Source organism: Microlunatus kandeliicorticis (assembly GCF_014137855.1).
In the GTDB taxonomy this organism is placed as follows: Bacteria; Actinomycetota; Actinomycetes; order Propionibacteriales; family Propionibacteriaceae; genus Microlunatus; species Microlunatus kandeliicorticis.
Window position 1 is genome coordinate 384,380 of sequence record NZ_JACGWT010000004.1, and the last position, 15,071, is coordinate 399,450.

Sequence of the window (15,071 nt, forward strand, 5' to 3'; positions counted from 1 at the left end):
GAGCAGGAGTGCGACCAGTGGTGTTTCTCTCCGGACCGGTGTGCCCGGATGCGTGTGTGGGCGGAAAAGCGTCGAATCAGCCCGGGGCGACCTCGTCCGCCGCGACGGGCGCGACAGCCGGCAGCACCGCGGGCACGACGGCGGCCGGGAGCAGCGCCACCGCCGCAGCCGTCGATCGCCGCGCCCGCCGGGCCGCCCGACCGAGCGAGAACGGCCGCTCGACCAGCCCGTAGAGGGCGCTGGACGCGACCCAGGCGGTGGCGAAGGCGACCACGAAGAGCCCGACGTAGACCACCGGCGACTGCGGCTGGGCCGGCAGCACCCGGCCGAGCACCATCGCCAGCGCCTTCAGCACCAGGCTGTGGACCAGGTAGAACGAATAGCTCATGTTGCCCAGCCAGCGCAGCGGGGTCCAGACCAGCACCCGGCGCAGCGGCCCCTGGGCGTGGAAGCCGACCAGACAGAGCAGCCCGAAAGCGACGAACAGCACCAGCAGCCGGTCGGTCGCGGCCACCGCGCCGGGCAGCCCGAGCAGACCGGGACCGCCGCGCGGGTCGACCTCGAACAGCGTGAGGCACCCGAGCGCGAGCACCGCGACCACCACGGCCAGCAGCTCCCAGCGCGGCGTCGGCCGCCAGCCGAACCCGTTGAGGATCTCGAACACGATCACGCCGGCCAGGAACATCGCCATCCGGATCAGGTCGGCGTGCCCGGCCCAGCCGAGCACGAACATCAGCACCGACACCCCGGCGAAGAAGGCGATCCGCGCCCACGGGCGCCAGGCCCGCATCCGCAGCGCGAGGACCGCGACCGGGATCAGCAGGTAGTAGCAGAACTCGAAGCTCAGCGACCACGCCACGGTGAGCAGCGGGGTGATGGGCAGGATCCCGGGCAGCAGCGCCAGGTTCTCGGCCAGGTAGCCGATCGCCGGCAGCACGCCGGACGGGATCCGGTGGCTGTCGGGCAGCACCAGGTCGAGCACGACGTAGGCGGCGAACATCACCAGGAAGACCGGGTAGATCCGCTGCACGCGGCGGGTCAGGAACCGGTCGTAGCGGATCGGCCGGCGGATCACCGCCCCGTAGATCAGGTAGCCGCTGAGCACGAAGAACAGGTCGACGCCGGACTGGCCGAGCTGCCAGCCGACGTTGATCGGCACCTCGATCCCCGCGTCGGGCCGCACCCACACGTTGAAGAGCCGGATGTGCACGCAGAACACGAGCAGCACCGCCAAGCCCCGCAACCCCTCCATCGGCAGGATGCGGTCGCGGTGGTCATCGAGCTCGTAGAGCCTCTTCAGTCGCGATGAAACTTTCAGGCGCGCCGAAACCGTGGTCATGTCGTCCCCCGTCGCTATGAACCACGGGCAGCCTAGGGGTCGTTTACAGCGCTGGTGGCAAAACCGGCAAGGAGGTCAGGCCCGGTCACCGCCGGACGGACCGCCGCGGTCGGTGGCCGCGTCGGCGGTGGCGCGGTCCCCCGCACCGGTCTCCTGCTCCGCCGTCGCGCCGGTCGTCTCGCCCGTCTCTTCGGCCGTCCCGGACGACGCCGCAGGATCGTCGCCGGCGGTCGGGCCCGGCCCCTCGACCACCGGCTCGCGGCCGGGCCGGGTCCGCACCAGGTAGACGAACACCGCCAGCGCGACCACGAAGACGATGGCCGAGGTGAAGTTGTTCAGCCGGAAGCCGCCGATCCGGTTGACGTCGTCGATCCGCAGCGCCTCGATCCAGAACCGGCCGGCGCAGTAGAGCATCACGTAGAGGGTGAAGACCTTGCCGTGCCCGAGCCGGAACCGGCGGTCGACCAGGACCAGCACCGCCGCCACCGCCAGGTCCCAGACCAGCTCGTAGAGGAAGGTCGGGTGGAAGGTGGCGTACTGCTCGTACCCGGGTGGCCGGTGCGCGAGCGAGATCTCCAGGCCCCAGGGCAGCGTGGTCGGACGCCCGAACAGCTCCTGGTTGAAGTAGTTGCCGATCCGGCCGACGGCCTGCGCGACGACCACGCCCGGGGCGAGGGCGTCGAGCAGCGCCGGGAAGCGGACCTTCCGACGCCGGCAGACCAGCCAGGCGCCGAGCGCACCGAGCGCCACCGCACCCCAGATCCCGAGCCCGCCCTGCCAGATGAAGAAGGCGTGGTACCAGACCCGGCCCGGGGCGAAGTAGAGCTCGGGGTCGGTCATCACGTGGTAGATCCGGGCGCCGACGATCCCGAACGGCACCGCGACCACGACCACCGACTCGACGGTCTCGCGCTGCCCGCCGCGGGCCACCCAGCGCTTGGTGCCGATGATCATCGCCAGCACGATCCCGGCGATGATGCACAGCGCGTAGGCCCGGATCGGGAAGCCGAACGGCTCCCACACCCCGCGAGCGGGGCTGGGGATGAACAGCGGCACGAGACTGGGCAGGCTGGCTGGATCCGGCACCCTGGAACCCTATGCCGACCGGGCCGCTATGTCCTTCGACGAGGCTGGGCCCAGGCGCCGTCCGGGTCGCCGGACCCGTCGAGCCGGTCGAGGGCGTCGAGCCGGTCGAGCTCGCCGAGGTCGTCGGCGGAGGCCGACCCGGACGTGGTCACAGGCTCCTCGGGGGCGGGCTCGGCCGGGTCGTCCGGCCGGTGCAGGCCGCCGGCCAGGCTGAGCCGGGTGGCCGGCCGGACCACCAGCCAGACCGCGGCGGCGAGCAGCAGCAGGTCGCGGACGATCTCCAGGCCGTAGCCGGTCTGGCCCGGCGCGACCGGTCCCCCGCCGCCGAAGCAACCGCAGTCGATGTCGATCCCTCGGGCCGCGACGGAGACCACCGCGGCGGTGAACCCGGCCAGCACGACGGCGGCGACCGCGGCCGCGGCCCGGGTGACCAGGCCGGCGGCCAGCACCAGGCCGAGGACGATCTCGGCGAACGGCAGCCCGACGCCGACCACGTGGGCGAGCGGGGCCGGCAGCAGCTGGTAGGCCTCCACCGAGTCGATCGAGATCCGCAGGTCGAGCACCTTGTTGGCGCCGGCGACCACGAACACCGCGGCCAGCAGCAGCCGGACCACGGTGCGGGCCCAGACCGACCAGCGCGGCCCGGGGGTGCCGGGCCGCCGCGCGGGGCTCACGACCCAGGGGTGCCTGCGGTCACCGGGGTGTGGGTGGCCGGAGCGGGGGCACCAGCGGGGTCGGGGGTGGAGGTCGCGGCGGACGCCGGGGTCGGCCCGCCTGCCGCCGGGGTGCGGACGCCGGCGGCCAGGTCGGCCACCACCGCGCGCAACCCGGCGAGGTCGTCGGGACGCCCGGCCTCGTCGGCGTCGACCAGCGTCTGCACCAGGGCCGAGCCGACGATCGCGGCGTCAGCGTAGCGGTTGATCTCGGCGGCCTGCGCGCCGTTGGAGACCCCGAGGCCGACACCGACCAGCGCGTCCGGTGCGTGCGCGCGGACCCGGGCCACCAGCGACGGCGCGAGCGTCGAGCTCTGCGTCCGGGTGCCGGTGACACCCATCACCGAGGTGGCGTAGATCCAGCCGCGGCAGGACTCGACGGTGGCCGCCAGCCGCTGGTCGGTCGAGGACGGCGAGACCAGGAAGATGCGGTCCAGGTGGTGCGCCTCGGAGGCGGCCAGCCAGTCGTCGGCCTCGTCGGGGGTCAGGTCGGGGGTGATCAGGCCCGCCCCGCCGGCCGAGGCCAGGTCACGGGCGAACCGCTCGGCGCCGTAGCGCTCGACCAGGTTCCAGTAGATCATCACCACCGCGGCGGTCCCGGTGGCGGTGACCGCCTCGACGGCCCGGAACACGTCCGCGGTGCGGACGCCGCGTTCGAGCGCCCGGGTGCCGGCCTTCTGGATGGTGACACCGTCCATCACCGGGTCGCTGTAGGGCATCCCGACCTCGACCAGGTCGACACCCGGACGCTCCCCCTCGCCGGTCAGCGCGCGGACGGCGCGGAGCGAGTTCTCGACGTCGGGGTAGCCGACCGGCAGGTAGCCGACCAGGGCCCCGCGGCCCTCGGCCCGGGCGGCGGCGAGCACCCGCCCGCTGATCCCGGGGTCGAAGGCGCGCGGGTCCGGCGCGGCGGTGCTCATCGCTGGATCTCCCCGCTGCCGCTGCCCACCGGATCGGCGCCGACGCCCGCGTCGGGCTCACCGGGCTCCACCTCGGGCGCGGTCGGGTCGGGGTTGGCCGCGCTGTCCAGGGTGTCGGCGCGACCGTCGAGGTCGGCGAACCAGGCCATCGCGGTGTCGACGTCCTTGTCCCCCCGACCGGACAAGCTGACCAGGATCAGCGGGTCGGCGTCGGGGCTCTCGGCGGTCAACCGACGACCCAGCCGGAGCGCGCCGGCGAGCGCGTGCGCCGACTCGATCGCCGGGATGATGCCCTCGGTCTCGGCCAGCAGCCGGAAGGCGTCCATCGCCTCGGCGTCGGTGACCGGCTCGTAGTGCGCGCGGCCGGTGGCGGCCAGCCAGCTGTGCTCCGGTCCGACGCCCGGGTAGTCGAGACCGGCGGAGATCGAGTGGCTCTCCTTGGTCTGGCCGTCCTCGTCCTGGAGCACGTAGGTGCGCATCCCGTGCAGCACGCCGATCTCGCCGGCGCTGATGGTGGCCGCGTGCCGGCCGGTCTCCAGCCCGTCTCCGCCGGCCTCGAAGCCCCACAGCGCGACGCCGTCGTCGGGGACGAAGTCGGCGAAGATCCCGAGCGCGTTCGACCCACCACCGACGCAGGCGGCGACCGCGTCCGGCAGCCGGCCGTAGCGGTCGAGCAGCTGGGCGCGGGCCTCGGTGCTGATCACCCGCTGGAACTCACGGACCACCTTGGGGAACGGGGCCGGACCGGCCACCGTGCCGATCAGGTAGTGGGTGGTGTCGACCGAGGCGACCCAGTCGCGCATCGCCTCGTTCATCGCGTCCTTGAGCGTCTGGGTGCCCGACTCGACGGCGATCACCTCGGCGCCGAGCAGCTGCATCCGGGCGACGTTGAGGGCCTGGCGCTCGGTGTCGACCTTGCCCATGTAGACCCGGCACTCGAGCCCGAACAGGGCCGCGGCGGTGGCGGTGGCCACGCCGTGCTGGCCGGCGCCGGTCTCGGCGATCACCCGGGTCTTGCCCATCCGGCGGGTCAGCAGGGCCTGGCCGAGGACGTTGTTGATCTTGTGGCTGCCGGTGTGGTTGAGGTCCTCGCGCTTGAGCACGATCCGGGCGCCGCCGGCCCGCTCGGCGAACCGGCGCACCTCGGTGATCGGGCTCGGCCGCCCGGTGTAGTCGGTGAGCAGCCCCCGCAGCTCGGCGGCGAAGTCCGGATCGGTCATCGCCGCGGTGAACTCGCGGTCGAGCTGGTCGAGGGCGGCGAACAGGGCCTCCGGGACGAACCGGCCGCCGAAGGCGTCGAAGTGGCCACCGGCGTCGGGCAGCAGTCGGGCCTCGCCGCCGTTCGGGCCGGAGGTGCCGGGGGTCCCGTCGTCGGTGCGGGCGCTGGTCTGGGTCGGTGCGGACATGATTCCTCCACGGTGCTCGGTCGAAACGCTGCAGACAAGCCGTGTGGGCCGAGCGGCCCCGGCGAACAGCTCGCCGGAGGGCGCGGTCAGCCCCGGACCGGCCTCACCATCGGTGCGAGAGCGCGGGATGTGCCCCGGCCGCAACCAGGTCGGCCACGCCGGCTCGCGGGTCGCGTCCGGTGACCAGGGCCTCGCCGACCAGCACCACGTCGGCGCCGGCCTGGGCCAGCTCGATCACGTCGTGCGGGCCGCGGACGCCGGACTCGGCCACCCGGACGATCCCGTCGGGGATCTTGGGGGCCAGTCGGGCGAAGGTGGTCGAGTCGACCTCGAGGGTCTGCAGGTTGCGGGCGTTGACGCCGATCAGCTGGGCGCCGGCGTCGACGGCCCGGCTGATCTCGGTCTCGGTGTGCACCTCGACCAGCGGGGTCAGCCCGATCGAGACGGCCCGCTCGACCAGCGAGATCAGCTCGTCGTCGGTCAGCGCGGCCACGATCAGCAGCGCCAGGTCGGCCCCGGCGGCGCGGGCCTCGAACAACTGGTACGGCGTGACGATGAAGTCCTTGCGCAGCACCGGGATCTCCACCGCGCAACGGACCTCGACCAGGTCGGCCAGCGAGCCGCCGAACCGGCGGCGCTCGGTCAGCACCGAGATCGCGGCGGCGCCACCGGCCGCGTACTCGGCGGCCAGCGCGGCCGGGTCCGGGATGTCGGCCAGCGAGCCCCTGCTCGGGCTCGACCGCTTGACCTCGGCGATCACCGCGACCCCGTCGTCGCGGAACCGCGGCATCGGGTCCAGCGCCGGGTCGACCTTGGTGACCCGGTCCTTCAGCGTCTGCAGATCGACCTCGGCCTCACGCTCGGCCAGGTCGGCGCGGACGCCCTCGACGATCTCGTCCAGCACTCCCATGTCGTGTCCCGCCCGTGTCCTCGTCCGAGTTCCCGTGCGGCCGCTCAGCGGCTGCGGCGACTGCTGGCGCCGTGGCCCGTCACCTGGAGCACGCGGGTGACGACCAGCGCCAGCACCAGCATGGCCACCCCGACCCCGAAGACGACCCAGTTGGGTCCGAGGACGAGCCCGATCCCGCCGACGAAGAACGCCGCGAGGGCGATCATCGATCCGGCCCAGGCCGCCGGCGTCTTGCCGTGGTGGACGTGCTTGCCCTGACGCAGCGCCTCGATCGACGGGTCGATCCGGCGGGTCGTCTCGCTCATCTGTCCCCACTCTCGGTCACGGCCGCCCCCGGGGCGACCTTGGTCGTGGTCAGGTGTGATCTGTGACGGTTCCGCCCGGACGGGGGTGAACGGACGGCCCGCGGTCATTGTCGCTCTCCCGGTTCCGGAATCCGAATCCAGGTCACGATCAGGTGTCGGGCGCGTCCCTGCGCGGGAGATCACCGTCGGCGGTCCGCTTCGCAGCGGTCCGCCGTCCCACCAGGGGATTCGGTCCTCCGCCAAATCCGGATGCCCCGGTTCCAGCCTCCTCGGTGGGGTCGACGGCGACGTCCTCGGCGGGGTCCCCCGCGGGCTCGAGCCTCGCCGGGTCCGCACCCGGCTCGAGCGTCGTCGGGTCGATCCCGGCGTCCTGGGCACGCCACCACCGGGCCGGGTCGGTGTCCGGGTCGGCGGGCACGCTCGCCGCGGCCACCGCCGGGCTCCCGGCGTCCCGACGGAACCGGTCGGGACGCCGCGGCCAGCGTCCGGCGCGGAGCAGCATCAGCACGGCCGCGGCCAGACCGACCAGCCCGGCGGCGGCGTAGCCGAGGTTCCACCAGGTCGGCTCGAGCCGGTAGGCGTCGAGCAGCGTCGTCTGCTGCACCCGGTCGGCCACCACCGCCGCCGACGGGCGGAGCCGGAGGAACCCGACCACCGCCATCGCCCCGGCGACCACCGCGACCAGCACCGCCAGCACGCGGCGCCCGGTGGCCCGCAGCACGAGCGCGAGCAACGTCCCGGCCAGCACCACCACCGAGAGCGCGGCCGTCAGCCCGCCGGTGGCGTCGGTCCCGGTGAACGCGACGTCGATCGCGGTGCCGAGCCCGCCCGAGGACCGGTCGCCGGCGCCGCGGGCCCGCCACCAGGCCTGGCTGCCGGTGACGAGCCCGGCCAGCCCGGCCAGCGCCAGCCCGCCGAGCGCGAGGCTGCGGCTGCGGGTCTCCGTCGGCGCGCTCACCGGTCGCTGATCGGGCGGAAGGTCTCGGCGACCGCGACGGCGCGGAGCACCGCGGCGGCCTTGTTCCGGCTCTCCAGGTCCTCGCTGGCCGGGTCGGAGTTGGCCACGATCCCCCCGCCCGCCTGGACGTAGGCCACACCGTCGGCGATCACCGCGGTGCGGATGGCGATCGCGGCGTCGGCGTCGCCGGCGAGGTCGAGATAGCCGACCACCCCGCCGTACAGCCCGCGGCGGCTGACCTCGAGCTTGTCGATGATCTCCATCGCCCGCACCTTGGGCGCCCCGGACAGCGTGCCGGCCGGGAAGGCGGCCAGCAGCACGTCGAGCGCGTTGCGGCCCTCGGCGATCTCGCCGACCACCGTCGACTCGAGATGCATGATGTGGCTGTAGCGGCGGACGTCCATGAACTCCACCACCTCGACGGTGCCGGGGGTGCTGACCCGGCCCAGGTCGTTGCGACCGAGGTCGACCAGCATCACGTGCTCCGAGCGCTCCTTGGGGTCGGCCCGCAGCTCGGCCTCGTAGGCGGCGTCGGCGGCCGGGTCGGCCCCGCGGGGCTTGGAACCGGCGATCGGGTGGGTGGTGGCCCGCCGGCCGCTGACCGTGACCAGCGCCTCCGGACTCGACCCGACGATGTCGAAGCCCTCCATCCGCACCAGGTACATGTACGGCGACGGGTTGGTGGCCCGGAGCACCCGGTAGACGTCGAACGCGTCGGCGCTGGTCTCCAGCTCGAACCGCTGGCTCACCACGATCTGGAAGGCCTCGCCGGCGTGGATCTCCTCGACCGCGGCGCGGACCGCGTCCTGGTACTCCTCGGGGGTGCGCTGCCGGCGCGGCGCGCGGGTGGCCGTCGGGTCGGCGGCCACCGTGGCGGCCGGCGCGGGCGCGGCCATCGCGGCGGTCATCGCCTCGACCCGGGCGACCGCGTCGGCCCAGGCCTCGTCGACCCGCTCGTCGGTGCCGTCGCCGTTGATGGCGTTCGCGATCAACCAGACCTCGCCCGTCCGGTGGTCGAGCACGGCGAGGTCCCCGACCAGCAGGAAGCCCAGCTCGGGGATCCTCAGGTCGTCGGGGTTGGTGTCGGGCAGCAGCTCGACCCGGCGGACCGCGTCGTAGCTGAGGAAGCCGACCAGGCCGGAGGTGAACGGCGGGAGCGTCTCGTCGCGCGGGGTGTGCAGCAGCGCGAGGGTGTCGGCGACCGCGCGCAGCGGCTCTCCGCCGTCGGGCAGACCGGCGATCGTGTCGCCGCTCCAGAGCGCCTGCCCGCCGCTCTCGGTGAGCGTGGCCGCGGTGCGGACGCCGATGAACGAGTAGCGCGCCCAGACGCCGTGCTCGGCCGACTCGAGCAGGAAGGTGCCGGTGCGGTTGGCCGCGAGCTTGGCGTAGAGGCCGACCGCGGTCTCGGTGTCGGCGAGCAGCCGGCGGTGCACGGCGATCACCCGGCGGGAGGCGGCGAGTTCGCGGAACTCCTCGAGACTCGGGCGTACGGTGCCGTCGGGTCCGCCCGGACCCGTGGTGGCGGCGCTCACGCCGCCCGCTCCGGGTCGGTGACGGCGGCGGCCAGCCGGCGGGACGCGTCGAAGCAGCTCCGGGTGCCGGTGTGGCAGGCCGGGCCCTCCTGCCGGACCGCGACCAGCAGGGTGTCGCCGTCGCAGTCGAGTCGGACGTCGTGGACCCACTGCCGGTGCCCGCTCGTCTCGCCCTTGACCCAGTACTCGCGGCGGCTCCGCGACCAGAAGGTCGTGCGCCCGGTGGTCAGGGTGCGGTGCAGGGCCTCGTCGTCCATCCAGCCGACCATCAGCACCTCGCCGGTGCGCTGCTCCTGGACGACGGCGGCGACCAGCCCGGCGGCGTCCCGCTTGAGCCGGGCGGCGACGGTCGGGTCGAGACCCGGCGCGGTGTCGGTGGGTGCGGCGTCGTTCACCGCTCCATTGTTTCCCCACCGGGTGCGCGACCCGGCAGCCGTCCCGCCGGGTGGGGTGTCGACCGCAGCGGACCGGCTCGGGACGCTCGCCTAGCATCGAGCGTCATGAGCTTCGCGAAGTCCGAGCGCACCCAGCTGGCCGACCTGTTCGACGCGGTCGGCCCGGACGCGCCGACGCTCTGCGAGGGCTGGGACGCCGCGGACCTGGCCGCGCACCTCTGGATGCGCGAGCACGACCCGGTCGGGGCGGCCGGGCTGGTGGCCAAGCCGCTGGCCGGGCTGACCGAGCGGCGGATGGTCGAGACCCGGGCCCGTTGGCCGTGGCCCGAGCTGGTCGACCGGATCCGCCGAGGGCCCGGACCCTTCTCGCTGTTCGCGCTGCCCGGGGTCGACGAGCCGGCCAACGCGATCGAGTTCTTCGTGCACCACGAGGACGTCCGGCGGGCGGGCGACCCACCGCTGCCGCCACGCGGACTGGACCGGCCCACCGAGGACTGGCTCTGGAAGCGGCTGCACCTGATGGGCCGGGCCTTCTTCCGTCGCTCCCCGGTCGGGGTCACCCTCGAGCGGGCCGCCGGCGACGGCACCTCCGGTGAGCCGGAGACCATCCGGGCCCAGGGCGGCTCCCGGATCGTCACCGTGGTCGGCCGGCCCAGCGAGATCACCCTGTTCGCCTTCGGCAGGACCGGGGCCGCCGACGTCACTCTGGTCGGCGAACCCGACGCCGTCGACGCTCTCACCAGCGGTCCGCTCGGGGTCTGAGCGCGGTCGGGCGCGGCGCTTCGACAGGCTCAGCGCACGGTCCGCCTGGCCCGCTTCGACAGGCTCAGCGTGCGGTCGGGCGCGGCGCTTCGACAGGCTCAGCGCACGTTCCGACAGGCTGAGCGCCGCTCGGCCGGAGCGCCACGCCGGTCGCGTTGGTGCCGGCTGTCAGGATCGGGGCATGAAGCCTGTGGTCCGGACCGTGCTGCTCGTCGTCGGCGTCGTGATGATCCTGGTCGGGCTGCTGTGGATCGGCCAGGGGGCCAACCTGATCCCGGGCAGCTTCATGACCGGGGACCCGACCTGGCTGGTGATCGGCATCGTGGTGGCGGTCGCCGGTGTGCTGCTGATCGTCGGCTCGCGCGGGCGGAACCGGCGCCGATCGCCCCGCTGATCGCGATCGGACGCCGTCCCGGTCACTCCTGCCGGGCAGCCCGGCGGCGACGGACGATTAGCGCCACCGCACCGGCGCCCAGAGCGCCGAGCGCGACCGCCCGGCCCCGACGCCCGGCTGCGGCCCGGCCGTCACCCGCTCCCCGATCGTCCCCCGCACCGGGGTCACCGTCCTGGTCCTCGGCCTCGAGCGAGACGAGACCCGTGTCGCCGTCGACGGTCACCGGCTGACCGCTGCGGATCCGCCGGGTGGCCTCCGAGGTGCCGAGCACGGCGGGGATGCCGTACTCGCGGGCCACGATCGAGCTGTGGCTGAGCGGGCCGCCGATGTCGGTCACCACCGCCGAGGCCATCGCGAACAGCGGCGTCCACGCGGGCGTGGTGATCGAGGCGACCAGCACCTCCCCCGGCTGCATGAGGCCGAACTCCTCCGGTCCCGCGAGCACCCGGGCCGGTGCGGTCACCCGGCCGGCGCTGGCCCCGATCCCGCGGAGCACCGAGCCGCCGGCCTCCTGGCTGCGGGCCGGCATCACCGACTCCATCAGCGCCATCGCCCCGTTGACCGGCAGTCCCTGCGGCGGCGTGGCCCGCCGGCGACCCCGCCACACGCGGCGTCGCTCGGCGATCCGCTCGGCCAGGACGTCGGCGGCCGGCGCGCTCGGGTCCTCGGCGATCCAGGCGTCGAGCTCGGCGGCGGTCAGCCAGTAGACCTGCTCGGCACGTTCCAGCGCACCGGCCGCGACCAGCCGGCGCCCCAGCTCGGCGAGCATCCGGCGCAGCTGCGGCCAGGCCAGACCGACGTCGGCGAGCGCGTCCTCGCGGACCGGCGCGCCCTGCTGGGCCCAGCGGAGCAACCGGTCGAACACCCGGCGGCGCACCGGATCGAGCCGGGCGCGGACCTGCCCGGCCAGCCGGTCCCGGCGCTCGGCGGCGGCCGCCTGCCGGGCGTAGGGGTCGGTGCCCTCGCCGCGCAGGTAGAAGCGCAGCGTGGCCAGCACCGGGGCCGGGTCGTCGGCCGGGACGGCGTTGGCGAAGTCGAGGTTGTAGACGCTGTGGCCCCAGGTGTCGAGGTGGGCGGCGAACCGACGCCCGAACGCCGCGCGGTCGGCGTCCTCGCCCTCTCCGTCCTCGCCCTCTCCGTCCGCCGCCTCCGACGGGCTCCGGTCGAGCAGACCGAGCACCGTGGCGTCGTCGGCCCGCGCGAGCCACTCGGCCAGCCCAGGCCGGCTCCGCGCCCAGGCGGCCAGGTCCCACAGCGACTTCTCGGCCCGGATCGGCGCGCTGTCGAAGCCGAGCAGCAGCGTCGCCGCGCTCGGCTCGTCGGGACGGCGGACACCGGCCCAGAACCGGGTCAGCACCACCTCGGTGGTGGCCGCGTACGGGATGATCGTCTGGACCGAGGTGTAGTAGGCGCAGCCCTCGGTGAGCAGCGCGGCGACGCCCTCGCGGAGCTCGCGCGACCCGACCGTCGTCAGGTCGCGGTCGTGCCAGGCGGCGACCGCCGCCTGGTAGCGCGGGTGCGCGTGCTCGCGCCAGCGCGGGATGACGCCCTGGTCGCCACGCCGGAGATAGAGCATCAGGGCGAGCGGCGTGCGCAGGGTCAGCCGGACCATCCCGCCGTAGGAGTAGCGGTAGTAGGCGTAGCCGTTCACGGTCGGCAGCGACGCGTCCTCGGGCCGGACGACCGTCGCACCGATCAGCTCGCTCATCATCTCGCGCAGCGAGGTGCTGACCGCGGGGTCGATGAGGTCGGCGAACAGCGGGGTCAGCGGGTCGGGCAGCTGCTCGACGATGCTGGCCCGGAAATACCAGCTGCCGGGCTCGACCGGCCAGCGGTCCGGGACCGGGCCCTCCGGCTCGGGCAGCGCGGTGATCGGCCGGGACTGCACCAGCGCGAAGCCGTCCGCGGTGCGGGTCCACTCGAGGTCCTGCGGCGCGCCGAAGTGTTCCTGGACGGCCAGCCCGAGCCCGGCCAGCTCGGCCGCGGCGGCGTCGTCGAGCACGGTGGCGCGGGCCAGCGCGTCCGGCACCGGCTGTTCGGTGGTCCGGTGCTCGGTGGTGACGGTCATCGTCCGCTTGTCGGCCGTGCGGCGGGAGACCACGACCCGGCTGGCGGCGTCGACCACCACCTCGTCGGTGTCGACGTGACCGCCGACCACCGACTCCCCCAGCCCCCAGGACGCGGCGATCACCAGCTGGTCGCGGCGGCCGTTGGCCGGGTTGGCGGTGAACATCACCCCGGCGGCCTCGGCCGGCACCAGCCGCTGGACGACGACGGCGAGCGCGATCGACTCGGTGTCGACCTCCTGCCGGGCGCGGTAGGCGATGGCGCGCTCGGTCCACAGCGAGGCCCAGCAGTCGCGGATCGCGACCAGCAGGTCGTCGGCGCCGCGGACGTTCAGATAGCTCTCCTGCTGGCCGGCGAAGCTCGCGTCGGCGAGGTCCTCGGCGGTGGCCGAGGACCGGACGGCGAGCGGCTCGTCAGCGCCGACCGAGCGCCGCCAGTGGTCGAGGACCGCCGCGCGCAGCTCCGGGTCCGGCTCGGCCGCGGCGAAGGCGGAGGCGATCCGCTGGGCGGCCGCCGCGGGCTCGGTGCCGGGTCCGGCGAGCGCGGTGACGATCAGGTCGTCGAGTCCGGCGGCGGTGACGAACCGGCGGTACGCCGCGGTGGTGACCACGAAGCCGGCCGGGACCGGGAAGGCGGCCCGGGTCAGCTCACCGAGGTTCGCGCCCTTGCCGCCGGCCACGGCGACGTCGTCGCGGCCGAGCTCGGTCAGGTCGAGCACCAGCGGTTCCGGCTGGTGCGGGGTCCGGGGCGCCGCTGCGGGATCCGGAGAGGTGTCGAGGTCGGACATCAGTGCGTCCTTCTGCCGCGGATCTGCACGCGGCTGACGGGGTGGGTCGGGAGTGGGTCAGGTGTGGATCCGGTCCGGGTCGGACCGGTTCAGGGACGGTGCCGGGCCTGCCAGCGCTCGACCAGCGCGGGCATCTCGGTCGCCAGGTAGTCGAAGAAGTCACGGGTCTCGGCGAGCCGCCGGCCCGCCTCGGTGTCCGGGCCGACCGCGTCCATCCCCTCGCCGAGCTGGGCGTGCCAGCGGACGTAGCGGGGCTGCTGGTCGAGCACGGCGGAGTACCAGACGCCCGGACGGACGCGGTAGTAGTCGCGCCGTGAGCCCGGCAGTTGCTCGCGGTCGACGAGCTTGACCTGGATCAGGTAGCGGACGGCGCCGGAGACCGCGCCGGCGCTGGCCCGCAGCCGCTCGGCGAGCTCGGTGGCCGTGGCCGCGCCCTCCTGCCGGGTCAGCAGCAGCACGAAGACCCGCGAGGCCATCCGCGGCATCCCCGCGTCGGTGAGCTGGGCGGCGAAGCTCTCGACGAACCGGTCGACCGCTACCGGATCGCCGTTCGGGCTGTTCACAACGTTCACGATACGCTGAAACTAGGCGACGAGCGCCGACGACCGGTATTCGCTCGGTCCCACGCTCAGCCGGTGAAGTCCTCGGCGTGGTCGCTGACCCAGGTGCGGAAGGGACGCGGCATGAGCCTGGCTGCGGCGACGGTCCGGTCGGTCCGCCCGGGCCGGCCGTCGGCGGCGCGCATCATCGCCACCAGCGACTCGGCGACGCCCGCCGGAGCGTGTCGGGCGACGTTCGCCTGCCACTCCTCCGGATCGACCGGCCGCACGGTCACCGATCGGCCGGTCACCTCACCGATCAGCCCGGCCATCGCCGCCTGGGTCAGGCTCTCCGGACCGGTCACCGGATAGGCCCGGCCGGCGTGCTCGTCGCCGGTCAGGGCGGCCACGGCGAGGTCGGCGAGATCGGCCTCGTGCACCGGCTCGGCGTAGCTGTCCGGGAACGGCAGCGACACCGTTCCGGTGGCCCGCAGCTCGTGGGCCCAGGCCAGGGTGTTGGTGGCGAAGTAGCCGCCCCGCAGCGACGTCCAGGAGACACCGCTGGCCTCGACGGCCCGTTCGACGGCCACGAAGTGCTCGGCCATCGCGTCCATCTCCGGCGCCTCGACCGACAGCGACGAGACCACCGCGACCCGGCGCAGCCCGTCGGACGCTCCGGCCTCGCGGAGCACGGGGGTCAGCGCCTCGGCCGGACCGCCGGCGGAGTAGAGCAGCAGCCCGTCGACACCCTCGAGCGCCGGCCGGAGGCTCTCCGGCCGGCGGAGGTCGGCCGCGACGACCGGGAAGCCCAGATCGCCGAGCCGCTCGGGCCGGGACGAGGTGGCGCGCACCGCGACGCCGCGGGCACGGAGCAGGTCCGCGGTCAGCCGGCCGATCCGGCCGCCGATCCCGGTCACGAGAACGGTCACGGTTCCTCCTCCGGTCCGGCCCGACCGGC

Annotated in this window: 14 protein-coding genes and 1 pseudogene; 2 read left to right on the plus strand and 13 right to left on the minus strand. The window is 74.4% G+C overall.

From position 1 onward, the window contains the following. Positions 1 to 76: 76 nt before the first annotated feature. From FHX74_RS13995 to hisI, 10 genes and pseudogenes are all read right to left on the minus strand, one after another. Positions 77 to 1,339, minus strand: coding sequence for an acyltransferase family protein (locus FHX74_RS13995; protein WP_182560781.1), 1,263 nt, complete (start codon positions 1,337 to 1,339; stop codon positions 77 to 79). 75 nt (positions 1,340 to 1,414) lie between these two features. Continuing rightward, complete coding sequence (lgt, locus tag FHX74_RS14000; RefSeq protein ID WP_407941484.1) at positions 1,415 to 2,395, minus strand: prolipoprotein diacylglyceryl transferase; 981 nt, start codon at positions 2,393 to 2,395, stop codon at positions 1,415 to 1,417. A 56-nt stretch (positions 2,396 to 2,451) separates the two neighbouring features. Next, positions 2,452 to 3,099: a DoxX family protein gene (locus tag FHX74_RS14005; protein WP_182560782.1), complete on the minus strand. Its 648-nt coding sequence runs from the start codon at positions 3,097 to 3,099 to the stop codon at positions 2,452 to 2,454. Next, a complete protein-coding gene (gene trpA, locus FHX74_RS14010) occupies positions 3,096 to 4,058 on the minus strand; it encodes a tryptophan synthase subunit alpha (protein ID WP_182560783.1) in 963 nt (320 codons plus the stop codon). Before trpA ends, FHX74_RS14005 begins: the two co-directional genes overlap by 4 nt. A 113-nt stretch (positions 4,059 to 4,171) precedes the next feature. Beyond that, positions 4,172 to 5,464: pseudogene (gene trpB / locus FHX74_RS14015) on the minus strand (tryptophan synthase subunit beta); the annotation flags it as partial. A gap of 103 nt (positions 5,465 to 5,567) precedes the next feature. Continuing rightward, a complete protein-coding gene (trpC, locus tag FHX74_RS14020) occupies positions 5,568 to 6,374 on the minus strand; it encodes an indole-3-glycerol phosphate synthase TrpC (RefSeq protein ID WP_182560785.1) in 807 nt (268 codons plus the stop codon). A gap of 44 nt (positions 6,375 to 6,418) precedes the next feature. Then, a complete protein-coding gene (locus FHX74_RS14025) occupies positions 6,419 to 6,679 on the minus strand; it encodes an HGxxPAAW family protein (RefSeq protein ID WP_182560786.1) in 261 nt (86 codons plus the stop codon). A gap of 148 nt (positions 6,680 to 6,827) precedes the next feature. Beyond that, on the minus strand, positions 6,828 to 7,637 hold the full coding sequence (locus FHX74_RS14030; protein WP_182560787.1) for a Trp biosynthesis-associated membrane protein: 810 nt from the start codon (positions 7,635 to 7,637) through the stop codon (positions 6,828 to 6,830). Next, positions 7,634 to 9,169, minus strand: a complete 1,536-nt coding sequence (locus tag FHX74_RS14035; protein ID WP_182560788.1) for an anthranilate synthase component I — start codon at positions 9,167 to 9,169, stop codon at positions 7,634 to 7,636. The genes FHX74_RS14030 and FHX74_RS14035 overlap by 4 nt, the downstream gene beginning before the upstream one ends. Further along, positions 9,166 to 9,564 carry a phosphoribosyl-AMP cyclohydrolase gene (gene hisI / locus FHX74_RS14040; RefSeq protein WP_182560789.1) on the minus strand — a complete coding sequence of 133 codons (399 nt, stop codon included), beginning with the start codon at positions 9,562 to 9,564 and terminating at the stop codon, positions 9,166 to 9,168. The genes FHX74_RS14035 and hisI overlap by 4 nt, the downstream gene beginning before the upstream one ends. A gap of 105 nt (positions 9,565 to 9,669) precedes the next feature. On the opposite strand from hisI, the gene FHX74_RS14045 reads away from it, so the two are divergent. After that, positions 9,670 to 10,326: a TIGR03085 family metal-binding protein gene (locus FHX74_RS14045; RefSeq protein WP_182560790.1), complete on the plus strand. Its 657-nt coding sequence runs from the start codon at positions 9,670 to 9,672 to the stop codon at positions 10,324 to 10,326. A gap of 181 nt (positions 10,327 to 10,507) precedes the next feature. Beyond that, a complete protein-coding gene (locus FHX74_RS14050; protein ID WP_220483930.1) occupies positions 10,508 to 10,720 on the plus strand; it encodes a hypothetical protein in 213 nt (70 codons plus the stop codon). 22 nt (positions 10,721 to 10,742) lie between these two features. On the opposite strand, the gene FHX74_RS14055 is transcribed toward FHX74_RS14050, so the two are convergent. From FHX74_RS14055 to FHX74_RS14065, 3 genes are all read right to left on the minus strand, one after another. Then, positions 10,743 to 13,574 carry a PEP/pyruvate-binding domain-containing protein gene (locus FHX74_RS14055; protein WP_220483931.1) on the minus strand — a complete coding sequence of 944 codons (2,832 nt, stop codon included), beginning with the start codon at positions 13,572 to 13,574 and terminating at the stop codon, positions 10,743 to 10,745. An 89-nt stretch (positions 13,575 to 13,663) separates the two neighbouring features. Beyond that, positions 13,664 to 14,137, minus strand: coding sequence for a GbsR/MarR family transcriptional regulator (locus FHX74_RS14060; RefSeq protein ID WP_220483932.1), 474 nt, complete (start codon positions 14,135 to 14,137; stop codon positions 13,664 to 13,666). Positions 14,138 to 14,202: 65 nt separating this feature from the next. Then, the gene (locus tag FHX74_RS14065; RefSeq protein ID WP_182560791.1) at positions 14,203 to 15,042 is read right to left on the minus strand and encodes an NAD(P)H-binding protein; all 840 of its coding nucleotides are present in this window, start codon (positions 15,040 to 15,042) and stop codon (positions 14,203 to 14,205) included. Positions 15,043 to 15,071: the final 29 nt, after the last annotated feature.

Bases quoted from the DNA above. Each gene is read 5' to 3' on its own strand.
- FHX74_RS13995 (WP_182560781.1), bottom strand. From the start codon at position 1,339: ATGACCACGGTTTCGGCGCGCCTGAAAGTTTCATCGCGACTGAAGAGG.
- trpA (WP_182560783.1), bottom strand. From the start codon at position 4,058: ATGAGCACCGCCGCGCCGGACCCGCGCGCCTTCGACCCCGGGATCAGC.
- trpC (WP_182560785.1), bottom strand. From the start codon at position 6,374: ATGGGAGTGCTGGACGAGATCGTCGAGGGCGTCCGCGCCGACCTGGCC.
- FHX74_RS14025 (WP_182560786.1), bottom strand. From the start codon at position 6,679: ATGAGCGAGACGACCCGCCGGATCGACCCGTCGATCGAGGCGCTGCGT.
- FHX74_RS14045 (WP_182560790.1), top strand. From the start codon at position 9,670: ATGAGCTTCGCGAAGTCCGAGCGCACCCAGCTGGCCGACCTGTTCGAC.
- FHX74_RS14050 (WP_220483930.1), top strand. From the start codon at position 10,508: ATGAAGCCTGTGGTCCGGACCGTGCTGCTCGTCGTCGGCGTCGTGATG.
- FHX74_RS14055 (WP_220483931.1), bottom strand. From the start codon at position 13,574: ATGTCCGACCTCGACACCTCTCCGGATCCCGCAGCGGCGCCCCGGACC.